This window comes from Psychrobacter sp. bablab_jr014, assembly GCF_016464015.1.
Lineage (GTDB): Bacteria > Pseudomonadota > Gammaproteobacteria > Pseudomonadales > Moraxellaceae > Psychrobacter.
Genome location: NZ_JACDXT010000045.1, coordinates 21,224 through 37,643, shown reverse-complemented (window position 1 = coordinate 37,643; position 16,420 = coordinate 21,224). Strand labels below are relative to the sequence as shown.

The following is a 16,420-nucleotide window of genomic DNA, read 5'->3' as shown; positions in this document are numbered from 1 at the left end:
AAGAGAAAATGCAGTGCCACGGTTTCCGCCTGCATGTCTGTCTATTATATAGAAAATGGTGAGAGAAGTCAGCGTGCGTAACGACTGGCTATGGTCATTCACAAATACAGCAAAAACCCCGCATCTTTCGATACGGGGTTTGCTTATTTTAACCAGTAGTTAGTTTAGATAGCGCTTACGCCAACTGTGCGACGTTAATCTTGTCCGCTTCGCTGGTGTATTCTTTCATACGGTCGAAGTTCATGTATTGATACACTTCATCGCCCATGCTGTTTAGCATGCCTGCGTACTGCTGATATTCATCATTGGTTGGCAGTTTGCCCAGTACCGCAGCGACGGCCGCAAGCTCAGCTGACGCGAGATAAACGTTGGCGCCTTGACCAAGACGGTTCGGGAAGTTACGAGTAGACGTCGATACCGCAGTAGACTTCGGTGCGATACGTGCTTGGTTACCCATACAGAGTGAGCAGCCTGGCATCTCAGTACGAGCGCCAGCTTGTGCGTACACGTTGTAGTAACCCTCTTCCATCAACTGGCGTGCATCCATCTTAGTTGGTGGTGCGATCCATAGACGCGTCTTCAGGCTACCCGCTGGGACGTCTTGTAGCAATTTACCTGCCGCGCGGAAGTGACCGATGTTGGTCATGCACGAGCCGATAAATACTTCATCGATGGTGTCGCCTGCGACGTCAGCCAAAGTTTTCGCATCGTCTGGATCGTTCGGGCAGCATAGTATTGGCTCTTTGATCTCGCTCATGTCGATGGTCATGTCGATGGCGTATTCAGCGTCTGCATCAGCACGCATCAGGCTTGGGTTTGCCAGCCAGTCTTGCATTTGCTCGATACGGCGGCTGATGGTACGCGCGTCGCCATAGCCTTCAGAGATCATCCATTTAAGCAGGGTGATGTTTGAGTTTAGATACTCCGTCACCGATTCTTCAGATAGCGTGATGGTACAACCAGCAGCACTACGCTCAGCTGAGGCATCAGATAGCTCAAACGCTTGCTCAGCCGTTAGGTCTTCTAGACCTTCGATCTCAAGAATACGACCGTTAAATTCGTTGATTTTGCCTTTCTTATCAACGGTTAGGTAGCCTTCTTTGATGGCTTGGTAAGGAATCGCATGTACAAGGTCACGCAAGGTGATACCAGGCTGACGCTCACCAACGAAACGCACACGTACCGACTCAGGCATATCCAGTGGCATAACACCTGTCGCCGCAGCGAACGCGACCAAACCAGAACCTGCTGGGAATGAGATACCCATTGGGAAGCGAGTATGCGAGTCGCCACCTGTACCAACGGTATCAGGCAGGAGCATACGGTTTAGCCATGAGTGAATGATACCGTCGCCTGGGCGCAAGCTTACGCCACCACGGTTCATGATAAAGTCAGGCAAGGTGTGCTGCGTCTCAACGTCAACAGGCTTTGGATACGCCGCTGTGTGACAGAATGACTGCATCACAAGATCTGCTTGGAAACCCAAACAGGCCAAATCTTTTAGCTCATCACGGGTCATCGGACCTGTGGTATCCTGCGAGCCGACGGTGGTCATTTTTGGTTCGCAGTACATGCCAGGACGTACGCCGTCTAGACCGCAGGCTTTGCCAACCATTTTTTGTGCTAAGGTGTAGCCTTTACCTGTATCTGCTGGCTCTTCTGGCTTTGCAAACACATCTGAATGACCAAGACCCATGTATTCACGCGCACGGTTGGTCAGACCACGACCGACGATGAGCGGGATACGGCCACCAGCGCGGACTTCGTCCAATAGCGTGGGCGAGCTTAGCTTAAATTCAGAAATCACTTCATCAGAGTCGTGCTTAGTGATTTTGCCATCATGTGGATAGATGTCGAACACATCACCCATGTCTAGCTTATCAACCGCAACTTTTTCGATAGGCAATGCGCCAGAATCTTCCATGGTGTTGAAGAAAATTGGTGCGATGTTGTTACCCAGCACCAGGCCACCAGCGCGTTTGTTTGGTACGTTTGGAATGTCTTCACCCATCAGCCATAGCACTGAGTTGGTCGCAGACTTACGGCTTGAGCCTGTACCAACCACGTCACCCACATACGCAAGCGGATAGCCTTTTTCTTTTAGGGCTTCGATTTGCTTCATTGGGCCGCGCACGCCCTCTTCGTCCGCAGTGATGCCATCACGTGAGTTTTTGTGCATCGCTAACGCATGTAGCGGGATATCAGGGCGGCTCCACGCGTCCTGCGCTGGAGACAAATCATCAGTATTGGTCTCGCCAGTGACTTTGAACGTGGTATAAGTGGTTTTCTTAGGCACTTCAGGGCGGCTTAAGAACCATTCTGCGTTGGCCCAAGATTCGATGACTGATTTTGCGGTATCGTTGCCTGCTTCGGCTTTTTCTGCCACGTCGTGGAACGCATCAAAAATGAGCAAGGTCTTTTTTAATGCTTCAGCAGCGTGTGGGGCTAGCGCTTCATCATCGAGCGCGGCGACCAATGGCTGGACGTTATAGCCGCCTTGCATGGTGCCTAGAATCTCAACCGCTTGTTCACGGCTAATAAGGGGGGATTCGGCTTCACCTTTAACGATGGCAGCCAAAAATGCCGCTTTTACATACGCAGCTTGGTCAACGCCCGCAGGTACGCGCTGGGTCAACAGCTCTAATAGAAACTCGCTTTCGCCTTCAGGTGGATTTTTTAGTAGTTCAGTCAGTTCAGCGACTTGATGTTCATTTAATGGTAGAGGCACAGTTCCTTGTGCGGCACGCTCTTCGACATGCTTACGATAAGCTTCTAACACAATAATCTTCCTTATTCCGATGGGCGACACCGAGCGGGGATAGACAATAAAGCCTATGGCTCGGCAAAAGGTTGCGCACAATATAGCCCAAAACGGTAATAATGTTAATGACCAAAGGACAAAGCTTGAGGCATAGCCAATATTTAGTAGAGAAATATCGCTATTGTTATTGTCTATAATCAAGAATGAATCGCATCCTGCGTTATTATCTTCTAATGGCTATTGATGCAATTCAAAATAAACAAAGACGACACCACGTACCGCCTTTCGATAGAAGATGAAAAATAAGATTCATTTTGTTATAATCGCCAGATTAAACACCCGATGTCTTGTCATTACAAAATAAATAAAACCCGTTTTGTTATAAGGGTTTAGGATTCGTTTATGAGCTCAACAGCTGTACAAACACACGTCCCCGCCAGCCAGCCAAAACCCAAAAAAGCCGTTCAAGGTGAAAAGCTGCGCGGCTACGATAAAGTTGCCCGTATCCCAATTAAGATTATTCCGACCGTTGAGGCGAAGAAAAAACCTGACTGGATTCGTGTCAAAATGTCATCGCCTGCCGAAGTCGAGCGCATCAAAAAGACCTTGCGTCAGCAAAAGCTCTATACCGTCTGTGAAGAGGCCGCCTGCCCTAACTTGCCGCAGTGCTTTGGTGACGGTACAGCAACCTTTATGATCATGGGTGATATTTGTACCCGCCGCTGTCCATTTTGTGATGTGGCACACGGTCGCCCAAACAAGCTCGACGCTGACGAGCCGCGTCATACTGCGGAGACCATTTTAGGCTTGCAGCTTAAATATGCTGTCATCACCTCCGTTGACCGTGATGATTTAAAAGACGGCGGTGCAGGTCATTTCGTTGAAGTCATCCAAGAGTCAAAAGCGCTTAGCCCCAACTGCTTGATTGAAATCCTCGTGCCTGACTTTCGTGGTCGTATGGACATCGCGCTTGATTTACTCTCAGAAACCGCGCCTGATGTGTTTAACCACAATATCGAAACCGTGCCCCGCCTTTATAAAGCATTCCGCCCAGGCTCGGACTATCAGCACTCACTTGACTTGTTAAAACTGTACAAAGCGCGCCGTCCTGACATCGCGACTAAGTGCGGCTTTATGGTCGGCCTAGGCGAGACTGAAGAAGAGGTCTACGCGCTACTCGATGACTTAAAAGCCCACGATGTGGATATGATTACTATTGGTCAGTATCTACAGCCAAGCAAAAACCACGCGCCTGTAGACCGCTATGTCCACCCTGACGAATTTCAGCGCTATATGGACTACGGTAAAAAGATTGGCTTCTTTAATGTTTGGGCAGGGCCAATGGTACGCTCAAGCTATTTCGCTGACCGCCAATATTACGGTGAAGAGTGTCCAGCACCGATACGAAGTAAAAAAGCGTTAGAAGCCGAAGGCAAATTAGGCTGCTAGTCGGTTAAGTTTATCGACTTGTAATCGTCTTATAAAAAAGGGAGCACTCATTAACACTGCTCCCTTTTCTTATGCTTATCAATGTACTTAACTGTGCTGCGCCACTACAGGCACTCTACTGCTACGCACATTCCAAACCGCAATAGCCAAGACGATAAATGCCCCTACGATACCTGTCGTGATTTCGGGATAAATCAGCAATAAAGCACCGACAGCTAAGACGATACGCGTAATGACGTTCATCTCCCCTTTAAAGTACCCCTCAAGCGCTGAGCTTAAGGCAATCACGCCCAGTATTGAGGTTACGACAACTGTGATAATGTCGACAATCGGTGGCAACGGGAAGTCTTTTGCGGTGACTGCAAGCCCTGTCGGGTCAATCATCAGCATCGTGGGGTTATAGATAAACATAAATGGCACAATAAAGCCCGCCAGTGCCAGCTTAAGCGACAAGAACCCTGTCTTCATCGGATCGCCACCAGAGATACCCGCCCCCGCAAAGGCTGCAAGACACACAGGCGGCGTGATATTGGCGAAAATACCAAAGTAAAAGACAAACATGTGCGCCGCTAAAATCGGAATGTCAAAACCTGCCAGCGCGGGTGCTGCCATGGTTGCGGTAATGATATAGGCAGGAATCGACGGCAACCCCATACCCAGTACCATAGAGGCCAGCATGGTGAGTATTAAGGTAAGCAGCAGCGAGCCTGCACCCAAGGTCACGATAGATGAGGTCATCACCGTACCAAAGCTGGTCAAACTGACCACACCGATAATCACACCGACCACCGCACACGCCGCCATCACCGCAAGCGATTGGCGCGCGCCATCTTCAAATGCACCCAAAATGTCTTTAAAACTCATGCGCGTCTCTTTACGCAGCATACTAATTACGATAGTAAAACCAATCGTATACGCAGCAGCATAACCGACAGGCACATTGCGAATGAGTAAGAAAATCAAAAAGACAATCGGCAGTAGCATGTGACCGCGTGCTTTTAGGACTTCTTTTACCGCAGGCAAGCTTTCTTTAGCAATGCCCTTAAGGTCGCGACGGCCAGCGCGGAAGTGCACCTGCGCGATGACGCCAAGATAATACAAAATGGCTGGCAATAACGCAGCAAGCGCAATCGTGCTATAAGGCAAGCCCGTCGTCTCCGCCATGATAAAGGCACTCGCACCCATAATCGGCGGCAAAATCTGCCCGCCCACAGACGCACTGGCTTCAACCGCACCCGCAAAGTCTTTGTGATAGCCGACCTTTTTCATTAAGGGAATGGTAAACGCGCCCGTACTAACGACGTTGGATAACGCAGAGCCGTTGATACTGCCCATAAAGCCACTGGAGATAACCGCGACTTTGGCAGGGCCGCCTTTTTTGTGACCTGCCAGCGCCAGTGCTAAGTCGTTAAACAGCTGTCCCATTCCTGAGCGCGCCAAAAATGCCCCAAATAGAATGAACAAGAAGATAAACGTCACCGATGCACCGATGGCGACCGAGTACAGACCTTCGGTTTTTAGGAATAATTGCCCAAAAATATCGCCCATATCATAAGGGCGCGTCAGTAATCTATCAGGCATAAAGTCCATGTGACTGACAAAAGGGTACGCCAAAAATATCCCCGCCAATATTGGCAAAATCCATCCTGTAATACGGCGACTGCCCTCAAGTACACAAACCACCGTAAGCATCGAAAAGATGACATCCATGGTATTGGCGATGCCGCCGCGCGAGGTCACAATATCTTGATACTCATAAATCAAATAACCCATACCTGATAAGGATAGGACAAACCAAATCCAGTCATACCAAGCCACTTTTTTGCGGCTACTCTTTTTACTGGCAGGAAAGATTAAGAAGATTAAGGCAAAACCAACACCCACGTGTACCGCCCGCTGCAACAGCGCAGGCATGGGGTTAAAGGTAATATATAAATGAAAAATGGAATACAGAATACACAGCCCAGCAATTATATATTTTACAGGGCCTTGGGTAATATTCCGCGTGATGGATTCTCGGTCGTACTTTTCTAATATAGCGGTATTATGGGCTTGCGCCTCAAGTTCAGCGTCCACATTAGCGTCAGAATCTGTATTGGCATGTAGAGGTAAATCTTTATTGTGATCCGTCACTTGGGAGTTCATGACACAAGTCCTTTGTAAATCTATCAATAAAATGATACGCCTTAGGCATAATCACAACTTCAGAATAGTCTGGCACCCACTCATGGATAAGAAACTGATGACCACCATAATCAATCTCACCTTTGGTCAGTCTGGATACTACCCAGTTGAGCTTAGGCAGTTTTTCATTGATTTGGTAACCCAAATAGCCTGCCTTTTGTACAGAGGCGAGCGGCTCAGTAGATGGTGTGCCAGCACCGAAGGCTTCAAAATAAGTGGTGGTCAGTAGCAGCCCATCTTCTTGACGTTGGTACTGCTCCTCCCACCATTGTTTTTCCACCGAATGTATCCAGCGCAGCTCAAAACTAGGCGCATTAAAATAACAAACGCTGTCGCTCGCGCCATCAATACCAGCAACGCGAACCTCAGTAACGGGTTGACGCGTTGCAGCGTTCCATAGGGTCAAACACAACAGTAAAACAATAAGTATTGCGCAAGCAAACAGCCAAAGCCTTTTATTTGCCAGCTTGTTCATCATAGTACTTTTTCGCGCCAGGGTGGATAGGTGCAACCATGCCATCACGCGCTGTCTCTAGACTGATGTCGTTGGCCGCTTGGTGCGCGGTTTTTAGCGTATCTAGGCTCTCAAACAAAGTCTTGGTGAGTTTATAACCGTCTTCTTCAGACAGATCTGAGCTGACCAATAGTGCGTTCATGATAGCAGCGGTTGGAATTGCCGCGTCGTTGCCATAAGTACCTGCTGGGATTTCGAAAGTGTTGAAATAAGGCTTGCTGGCGATAATTTCTTTAAGCTTGTTTTGGTCAATGCTGACAAGCTGTAAGTCGACGCCCTGCTCCAGCTCCATTAGTGATGAGTTTGGTAGACCACTACTAAAGAAGGCCGCTTCGATTTTGCCCGCTTTCATACCATCGGCCGCTTCAGCAAAACCTAGATAATCAACTTTGACGTCATTATAAGTAATACCAAAACCTTCAAGCAAAGTACGCGCATTTACTTCTGTACCTGAGCCTTGGTCACCAACGGCGATACGTTTGCCGCGTAGGTCTTCGATATTTTTAATGCCAGTGCCTTTGGTGGTCACGATTTGTACCACGTTAGGATACATGACGGCGATCTGTTGGATATTGTCAATCGGCTTATCGAAGTTGTTTTTGCCCTCGATCGCATCGGTGACCACGTCGCTCAGCGCCATTGCCATGTCAACTTTACCCTGCGTCAATAGATTGACGTTTTCAACAGACGCACCTGTGGTTTGCGTTTTTGAGTTAACGCCAAAGGTTTTGCTGTAAACCTCAGCAAGTGACGTACCGATGATATTATAGGGGCCAGACGCACCGCCTGTCGCGATGGTCAAAAACTTGGTATCTAGCTTGTTTTCATCAGTGGCACTGCTGTCTGCTGTGGTGCTTTCACTGTTTTCTGAGCTTGGTGAGGAGCAGGCGCTTAGGGTTAAGGTTGCGCCAAGTAGGGCTGAAAGTAGCAATGAGGTTTTTGACATTTTTTGCATGATTTCTTCCTTGAAAATAATTCAATAATATAGACCAAAAGCGTGTCGTTCGGTGCTGCCAGTTAATACCTTTCAAGCCACAAGTGGCCTATTGGGTATCAGCAAACTCAGCGTGATAGTCCTTTACACTAAAGTTATACTATAGTAATTTTTGGTATAAATAAATGCCTGACTGTATAACTTAGGCTACTACACTTACTTTTTCTCCTAACTTTCTGTTTTTTTATCACCGTTGATGATAGACAGTTAATACATCGTATGGCTCTGATTTTTCACTTTTTGACCAAGAAATCATAACGACTGCCATAATCAAAGGGTTTATACAATCCATCAACACCCCTATATAATAGAGCATCATTTTTTGTTATTAATTTTTTTGTCGTTTATCTTATTATAGCTATAATTCAAGGACTGCTACGCGCATGAATCATCAAGAGCAAATCACCTCGTCCAACCAAAGCCATTATTTACACCATACGTTTTTTACGCCTGAGTCTGAGGTCAAAGCGACCTTACTTATCGTGCATGGCATGTGTGAGCACAGCGGTCGTTATGATAAATTTGCGCAGTTTTTGGCGGATAATGGTATCGCTGTCGTGACTTATGATCAGCTTGGGCATGGGCAGACGGTCAAAAGTGAGGCAGAATTTGGCTTTTTCGACGAGGCGCATCCTGTACAAGCCTTGCTCAAAGACGTGATTATCATGGCAGACGCCTTAAAGACCCGTTATCCTGACGCGCCGCATTTTATTATGGGGCATTCGATGGGGTCATTTATCGTGCGTACGGTGCTAAAACACCACGCGCAGGACTTTTCAGGCGCGATTTTGATGGGCACAGCGGATTTGAATCCACTCGTTAATGTCATGCTACCCGTCAATGCGATGCTGGCGAAAGCTGCCCCCAAAAAATCAAACGCAACCTTTGCTGATTATATGAACCAGCGCTTTAATCAAAAGCTGGGCGCGTCAACCAATGAGTCTAAATACGCCTGGCTCAGCGAAGATACGGACAATATCGAAGCTTACGAAGACGACCCATTAACGGGCTTTAACTTTACTAACAATGGTTTTTTGACGCTATTTGCTCTGATGAAAGCAGGACTCAATAAAAACTGGGCAATGACCATTGATAAAGACTTTCCTATGCTGTTTGTCAGTGGTGAGAATGACCCTGTTGGCGATATGGGCGCTGGTGTGCGCCGTGTGGTCAAACGCTTACGTGAGCAAAGATTCACCCATGTCGATACGCGTCTGTATCCCAATATGCGTCACGAGCCATTGAACGAGCGTCAGTCTATGAATGTTTACCGCGACATTTTGCGCTGGATGCAAGCGCGTAGCCGCAAGCGTAAGTAATCAGTGAGACGGCTACTTATACGGCTTTAATATCCCAAAAATAGCTCAATAAATAACAATAACTGCCTGAGTGATAGTTATAAACCATGCTTTGATACCCATGTATTTCATGGGTATGTTACAATCTTTGCGTATTTTTAAACCATGCGCTAGGGCACGTCCCAGCCATCCGTTTTTATTCTGATTTAGGATATGTTATGTCACTACAACAAATCATCGAAGAAGCCTTTGAAAACCGCAACGACTACAGCCCAAGCACCATGCCACAAGACGTGCGCGATGCGATTAACGCAGTACTTGAGCAGCTAGACAATGGCAGCCTGCGCGTCGCTGAGAAAAAAGACGGTGAATGGGTCGTCAATCAGTGGGCGAAAAAAGCCGTTCTATTGTCATTCCGCCTAAACGACAACTACGCAATGCCAGCGGGCGAGCACGTACAATTTTATGACAAAGTGCCCACCAAATTTGCCGACTGGTCAGAAGCAGACTTTAAAGCGGCAGGCGTCCGTGTTGTGCCACCTGCGGTTGCGCGTAAAGGTTCATTCGTTGCCGCTGGCGCGGTACTGATGCCATCCTATGTGAACATCGGCGCATTCGTTGACCAAGGCGCGATGGTAGACACGTGGGCGACTGTTGGCTCATGCGCACAAATTGGTAAAAACGTCCACCTATCAGGCGGCGTGGGCATCGGCGGCGTACTAGAGCCACTACAAGCCAACCCAACCATCATCGAAGACAACTGCTTTATCGGTGCGCGCTCTGAAATCGTTGAAGGCGTTATCGTTGAAGAAGGTTCGGTCATCTCTATGGGCGTATACATCGGTCAATCAACGCGCATCTATGACCGTGAGACAGGAGAGATTCATCGTGGCCGTGTGCCAGCAGGCTCTGTTGTTGTCCCAGGCAGCTTGCCTTCAGAAGACGGCACACACAGCCTATACGCTGCCATCATTGTGAAAAAAGTGGACGCACAAACCCGCGCCAAAACTGCAGTAAACGAACTGCTACGCTTAGACTAGGCTTTGATGAAAAGCCGATTGGGCTAATGGCAGTAACGATTCGCTAAGTGCTTATGTTACTGCTGACAAGACTAAGTGCAAAAAAAAGACGCTGAGGCTGACTTCAGCGTCTTTTTTTACAGTCTATGTGCCTGATATACGTTATAATTTTGTGCCGCAATCTTTGCGATTTTCTAGTTTAGTTTTAGCACGCATCAAGACGTGTCTGAGACGTTCCTTTTTGTTGATTACCCTGTATTTATGGCACGTTTTGCCCGCTTGATAAATACAGCGCAGCCAACCTTTTAAGACAGACCTATTATGAGTGACCACCCTTTACGCAACAGCAGCATCGCTGTGACTGACCCATCGGCAGGCCTACGTGTGACTGAGATTTTTTATTCCTTGCAAGGCGAGGCGTTGACCTCAGGGCTGCCGACCATTTTTATTCGTCTGACAGGCTGCCCACTGCGCTGCGTGTATTGCGATACCGAATATGCCTTTGTCGGCGGTGAGCGGCAGTCGCTTGATGAGATTATGACTACAGTTGCCAGCTATCCGTGCAAGCGCATTTGCCTAACAGGTGGCGAGCCACTCGCGCAGCCCAATGCCATTGCTCTAATGAAGATGCTGCTCGCTAAAGACTATGAGATTTCGCTTGAGACCGCAGGCGCGTTGTCGGTTGCGGATGTACCAAGTGCGGTCAGCAAAGTGATGGACATCAAAACCCCAAGCTCAGGTGAAGCGGACAAAAACCTTTGGTCAAACCTAGACTATTTAACCCCTCATGACCAATTAAAATTCGTGATTATGAATCGCGCCGATTACGACTGGTCGGTTGAGCAATTACGCAGATACGCGCTTGATGAACGCGTGGGCACGGTGTGGTTCTCGCCCATGTTTAATGTTGCAGACGACGATAGCAGCCCTGATGTACCCATGCTGGCGCAAGACTTAGCAGAATGGATATTGACCGATGCGCTGCCTGTGCGCTTTCAATTGCAGCTGCACAAAATCATTTGGGCAGATGCCAAAGGCAAATAGAGCGTGTTGAACATTCGCAAATAGGCACTGCTGATCGCTAAAATTGTTCCAGACAAGGCGCAAAGTGACGATAATGCAGATGCCTTAACGAGATTTGCAACGCAGTATGGGGCAATTTTAGCATCAGCCCCAACGATAAAAGCAGGGGACAGGACTCTTTTTTGCCGCTTCATCGTTAAAAATAAACGCTTAGAGTGACTAAACTTATTATTTTTAACCTCAAATCGTCTAAAAAATAGTCGCTGTCAGTGCCATGGTCGAATGTTCAACACGCCCTAAAAAACGCGCTCATAAAAATAAAAGAACAATAAGGACGTTGTTAGATGATTAGGCTGATTTTATTAGGGCTGCTCTCAGGGGCGTTTTTCAGCTCAACCTTTGTGCTCAATGAGCTGATGAGTAGCGCGGGCGGACATTGGTTTTGGTCAGCCAGCCTACGCTATGTATTTATGCTGTTATTATTAACGTTGATGATTGGCATACGCTCAGGCACGGCACGCATTAGCGAGCTGTTTAATGTTTTTTGTGCGCATTGGCGCTTTTGGTGTCTGACAGGCAGCATTGGTTTTGGGGTGTTTTATACGGGTATTTGCTACGCGGCCGACCACGTGAGCGGCTGGGTGGTGGCAGCGACCTTTATGTTCACCGTCGTTAGTAGCTTACTGGTACTGCTCGCCTTTGGGCAACGCTTTGATAAAAAATTTATATTTTATGCGCTGTTCGTGTTTTTTGGCGTATTGCTGGCGAACATCAGCGAGGGCTTACATGGCGGCACGGATGACGTGGCATTGTCTGACTTGTTGCTGTATGGCGCACTGCCCGCCTTAATTGCGGCGTTCAGCTATCCGATTGGCAATCAGCTGGTATGGCAGGCGTCTTTTAATGCCAAGAAAAACGCCGCTGAGCAAGAGCAGCATGCCTTATTAGCGCAGGCGGCTTTAGATATGCACGAAACGCCTCACAATGAACAGGCGCAAACGGTAAGCCCACCAGCACCGACAGACACACATGGCGGCATGTTGTCGGCGTGGATTGCGCGTATTCCTGTGATTGAGACGCAGCTTTTGACCGATGCCTTTAACAAGGTTTGGCTGATGACGCTGGGCAGTTTGCCGTTTTGGTTGGTGCTCGGTCTGATTGTGCATCCTGAATTGCCACAATTCAGTCAGATCATGAATACCTTTTTGGTGGCGCTATTCTCAGGGGTGGCCGCGACCAGTATTTTTTTATATGCCCGTGAGCACGCAACAACTTCCAGCGAAGTGGCAGGTGTGGATGCCACCCAAGCCAGCGAAATTATTTTTGCGCTGATTGGCGGCATGATTTTGCTTGGCAGTCCTCTGCCCTCGGCCTTGGGTTTGTTTGGCATTGCGCTGATTATTATTGGTTTGATTTTATTTGCTAAAGATGGCTAAAACAACGACGCGCTTGTCTTATCGCTGACTTATTATTTTGATAAAATCATCCATTATCAATAACTTGATATCAGCTTATGACCATACTTTATTATTCATCGCGCAAGCTGATTGCGCGATTATTTTTTGCCTGAAAAGTTATCTTGTTGCCCCGCCATAAGGAGTCGTTACATGGCAGATGAGCTGGTATCCCCTGCGACGCTGTTGTATTTTTTGGATATGATTGGCATCATTGCGTGCGCCGTTGCAGGGACACTGCTGGCGCAGCATAAAGGCTTTGATATTTCAGGCTGTATTTTAATCTCTATGGTCAATGCTATCGGTGGCGGGACGCTACGTGATATGGCATTAGACAGACATCCTTTATTTTGGATGATTGATTTGAATTATGTGATTGTCATCACCATCACCTCGGTGCTGACGCAGATGTTTTTTCATTTGTATCACAAAATAGATAACGCATTAAACTTTTTTGATGCCATTGGACTGGCGGCCTTTAGTGTGATTGGGTTTAAGGTGGCATTGGCACAAGACGTCTCGCCTGTTATTGCGGTAATGATGGGCGTGTGGACGGCAATTATTGGCGGCTTGTTGCGTGATATTATTTGTAATGAGATACCCTTGGTACTCCAGCAAGAGATTTATATCACCGCCAGCGTCGCAGGCTCTGTCACCTACTTGCTGCTCGCTCATTTTGGCGTGGATGCAGGTGTCAATGAGTTTATCATGCTTGGCGTCATCTTTTCGGTGCGTATGCTTGCGCTCCGCTTTGATTGGCATCTTCCTTCCATTCGCTTAGTCAAATAAGCAATCAGATAACGTGACCGCTCATGATTCAGACGTTTTTGATGCACGTATACGCTTTTTTTAATACCTGTTCGCTGGCGCTATTTGATAAACCCATGAATATATCGTGGTCCGCAGCCTCCTTGGTGGCGACTGACCATCAAGTGCCAATTAACCCACTGACGGGACTGCCTGTGGTGCTGACGCCTGATATCGTCACCACTTTTGAGCCGACGTCGTTTATGTTTTGGCTCGATATGCTAGGGATTTTTGCTTGTAGCGTGTCGGGGACGATTCTTGCCAAGCACAAAAACTTTGATGTGTTCGGCTGTATTCTGGTGGCGATGCTGACCGCTATCGGCGGCGGCACGGTGCGTGATGTGATTTTAAATCGCAATCCGCTGTTTTGGCTGGTGGATATGAACTATTTGCTGCTCATTACCATTTCATCCTTAGGCTTTCAGATTTTTTGTAACCCGCAAGCCAAACACGTCGATGCGCTGCTCAAATGGTTCGATACGTTGGGACTTGCGGTCTTTACCTTAATTGGTATCAAAGTCTCACAAAGTATGGGCGCAAATATTCCTGTGTCCTTGTTGCTTGGGGTCATCACCATTATCGTCGGTGGTATCATCCGCGATATGATTTGTAATGAGATTCCGCTGGTGTTGCAGCAAGAAATTTATATCACTGCCGCGCTCATTGGTGGTGGCGTTTACTTTGCGCTCGGTGCGATTGGCATGACCGCTTGGGTCAATGAAATCATCACCATGACAACCATTTTTATCATCCGCACCTTTGCTATTTTGTATGACTGGCAGTTTCCTGATATCAGCCTGATTGATAGAAAAGCCAAAAAACAATTAAAATAAGCCCCATAAAAAGGTCTGAATCGCATTGCGGCTCAGACCTTTTTGTATTAAAGCACTTTTATCGTTACTACAACATTAATCCATCGCCACAACCGCCAAATCACGCACCATCAGCTGTAGGCTCTGTTTGCCTTGCCACTCATTAATATCCAGCTCAAAAAGCACGTGCACTTTGGTAGCGCGGTAATCCCATTTATCGGTATCAAAATTAAAGTAAATTGCCTCAATCGGATACTGCACGTCAGGATAACGCAAAGACAATTTGAGATGCTTGTCTTTTAATATCTTCGCTTGCGCGACCTCAAACACACCATCAAAAATAGGCGGCACAAAACCATGTCCCCAGATAGCAGCGTGTTTTAAGACATCAGCGAAATGCAGGCTAAAATCCATCGCTTGTAATTCCCCATCGGTCATCACTTGCGGGGTAAATAAGGACGTCTCAAAGTCACAAAGCACTTCATTAAACGCATCTTGAAACGCAGATAGATTACCCGCTTTTAAGGTCAGACCTGCTGCCATCGCATGCCCGCCAAAGTGGCTAATCAGCGTCGGATAACGCTCTGCTACTTGCTCAATGGCATCACGAATATGCACGCCCGCGATAGAACGCGCCGAGCCTTTAATCATGTCCTCAGGTTCGGTCTTGTCTGTGTCCGCAGGCGCAAAGACGATGCACGGGCGGTAATAGCGCTCTTTTAAACGCCCCGCGACAATACCAATCACCCCTTGATGCCAGTGCGGCTGATACAACACGATGCCGCGAGCCGTATCCACTAATTGATCATCGTCGTCAAGATTTTGGACAATCCCGTCTGCTTGCGCACGCATCTCGCCTTCAACAGCACGGCGCTCTCGGTTTAATTGCTCTAACTGCTGCGCCAAACGCTCTGCCTCAGCCCAGTCATCCGCGAGCAAGCACTCGATACCGATACGCATATTGTCCATACGTCCTGCGGCATTGATACGTGGGCCGAGTACAAAGCCAAAGTCCTGCGCAGTGATGCTCGCCGCATCGCGCCCTGCTTGCGCAAGCAGTGCCAAAATGCCGACCGAGCAGCGCTTTTGCCGAATCGCCGCAAGACCATAGTGCACCAAGATGCGGTTGTTTTTATCCAAAACACCCACATCGGCGACCGTACCGAGTGCCACCAAGTCCAGATACTGACTGACTTGTATGCTTGGTTTGTCGGCCTCACGGCGCAGCTTGGCTAAGCGTCCCAGCACATAAAACGCCACGCCAACGCCGACCAAAGATTTACTGGCAAAGTCGCACGCGTGCTGGTTGGGATTGACCACCGCTTTGGCTGGCGGCACAGGTTTGGTGGTCAAATGATGGTCGGTAATAATCACCGATACGCCAGCGGCTTTGGCACGCGCCACACCTTCATGGCTCGATATACCATTATCCACCGTCACAATCCACTGGGGCTGATAGGTCTCAATACCCAAATCAACGATTTCTGGGGTTAAGCCATAACCATATTTAAAGCGGTCAGGGACGACAAAGTCCACATTCGCACCCATCGCCGTAAGCGCGCGCATCATCAGTGCGGTACTGGTCGCACCATCACAGTCAAAGTCGCCAACGATAAGGATACGCTCGCCTGCGTCAATCGCTTGGTCTAAGAGCTGAGCAGCAGTATCCACGCCGTAGAGTCCATCAGCGGGCAAGAGATTGGCAATGTGCGTGTCCAGCTCATCCAACTGGGTGATGCCGCGTGCGGCAAATAAACGCGCTAAGGTAGGAGATTCAGCCGCAAGGGGCTGTAAATCGGGGGGCAGCGCGGTAGCGCTTGAGGTCGGGTATCGCGGGGTTAAATTTAGCATCTGCGTATTTTACTGGCTTTTATAGCGGCTCACAATGGAATTTTGCGCCTTGTCACAATACGTTCGGGTCTCATTTTTAACTGCTTATGCTCAATATTTTTAGATTTTCCCTATATCTAAATAGCGACGTTACCCCTTTTTACAAAAACTGTGCACAGAAAACGCTGTTTTTCGTATTTTGATACAAAGCGGGGATTGTATCTGTATCTAGAACCCATAAAATGACAACTGTTAAGCACAAATGTCACGATTGT

Annotated in this window: 12 protein-coding genes; 7 read left to right on the top strand and 5 right to left on the bottom strand. The window is 48.0% G+C overall.

The features are described 5' to 3' along the window. Positions 1 to 175: 175 nt before the first annotated feature. A complete protein-coding gene (acnB, locus tag JIE71_RS09780; protein ID WP_199508529.1) occupies positions 176 to 2,779 on the bottom strand; it encodes a bifunctional aconitate hydratase 2/2-methylisocitrate dehydratase in 2,604 nt (867 codons plus the stop codon). A gap of 384 nt (positions 2,780 to 3,163) precedes the next feature. On the opposite strand from acnB, the gene lipA reads away from it, so the two are divergent. After that, positions 3,164 to 4,210, top strand: coding sequence for a lipoyl synthase (gene lipA / locus JIE71_RS09775; protein ID WP_199508528.1), 1,047 nt, complete (start codon positions 3,164 to 3,166; stop codon positions 4,208 to 4,210). Between the two features lie 87 nt (positions 4,211 to 4,297). Here lipA and JIE71_RS09770 read toward each other — a convergent pair whose 3' ends face one another. Genes JIE71_RS09770 through JIE71_RS09760 form a run of 3 tightly spaced genes read right to left on the bottom strand, consistent with a single transcriptional unit; the run spans position 4,298 to position 7,863 of the window. Beyond that, positions 4,298 to 6,355: a TRAP transporter permease gene (locus JIE71_RS09770; RefSeq protein ID WP_199508527.1), complete on the bottom strand. Its 2,058-nt coding sequence runs from the start codon at positions 6,353 to 6,355 to the stop codon at positions 4,298 to 4,300. After that, positions 6,327 to 6,800 (bottom strand): DUF1850 domain-containing protein, encoded by a 474-nt coding sequence (locus JIE71_RS09765; protein WP_228284631.1) that lies wholly within the window; start codon positions 6,798 to 6,800, stop codon positions 6,327 to 6,329. Before JIE71_RS09765 ends, JIE71_RS09770 begins: the two co-directional genes overlap by 29 nt. A gap of 49 nt (positions 6,801 to 6,849) precedes the next feature. Then, positions 6,850 to 7,863 carry a TAXI family TRAP transporter solute-binding subunit gene (locus JIE71_RS09760; RefSeq protein WP_199508525.1) on the bottom strand — a complete coding sequence of 338 codons (1,014 nt, stop codon included), beginning with the start codon at positions 7,861 to 7,863 and terminating at the stop codon, positions 6,850 to 6,852. Positions 7,864 to 8,285: 422 nt separating this feature from the next. On the opposite strand from JIE71_RS09760, the gene JIE71_RS09755 reads away from it, so the two are divergent. The 6 genes from JIE71_RS09755 (at position 8,286) to JIE71_RS09730 (ending at position 14,336) form a co-directional block, all read left to right on the top strand. Next, on the top strand, positions 8,286 to 9,221 hold the full coding sequence (locus JIE71_RS09755) for an alpha/beta fold hydrolase (protein WP_199508524.1): 936 nt from the start codon (positions 8,286 to 8,288) through the stop codon (positions 9,219 to 9,221). 197 nt (positions 9,222 to 9,418) lie between these two features. Beyond that, positions 9,419 to 10,240, top strand: a complete 822-nt coding sequence (gene dapD, locus JIE71_RS09750; RefSeq protein ID WP_199508523.1) for a 2,3,4,5-tetrahydropyridine-2,6-dicarboxylate N-succinyltransferase — start codon at positions 9,419 to 9,421, stop codon at positions 10,238 to 10,240. A 300-nt stretch (positions 10,241 to 10,540) separates the two neighbouring features. Next, positions 10,541 to 11,263: a 7-carboxy-7-deazaguanine synthase QueE gene (gene queE, locus JIE71_RS09745; protein ID WP_199508522.1), complete on the top strand. Its 723-nt coding sequence runs from the start codon at positions 10,541 to 10,543 to the stop codon at positions 11,261 to 11,263. A gap of 323 nt (positions 11,264 to 11,586) precedes the next feature. After that, positions 11,587 to 12,678 (top strand): multidrug resistance efflux transporter family protein, encoded by a 1,092-nt coding sequence (locus JIE71_RS09740; protein WP_199508521.1) that lies wholly within the window; start codon positions 11,587 to 11,589, stop codon positions 12,676 to 12,678. 171 nt (positions 12,679 to 12,849) lie between these two features. Continuing rightward, positions 12,850 to 13,485, top strand: a complete 636-nt coding sequence (locus tag JIE71_RS09735) for a trimeric intracellular cation channel family protein (protein WP_199508520.1) — start codon at positions 12,850 to 12,852, stop codon at positions 13,483 to 13,485. 95 nt (positions 13,486 to 13,580) lie between these two features. After that, a complete protein-coding gene (locus JIE71_RS09730) occupies positions 13,581 to 14,336 on the top strand; it encodes a trimeric intracellular cation channel family protein (protein ID WP_323126929.1) in 756 nt (251 codons plus the stop codon). Positions 14,337 to 14,411: 75 nt separating this feature from the next. Here the strand turns inward: JIE71_RS09730 and recJ are convergent, their stop codons facing one another. Next, complete coding sequence (gene recJ, locus JIE71_RS09725; RefSeq protein WP_199508519.1) at positions 14,412 to 16,166, bottom strand: single-stranded-DNA-specific exonuclease RecJ; 1,755 nt, start codon at positions 16,164 to 16,166, stop codon at positions 14,412 to 14,414. Positions 16,167 to 16,420: the final 254 nt, after the last annotated feature.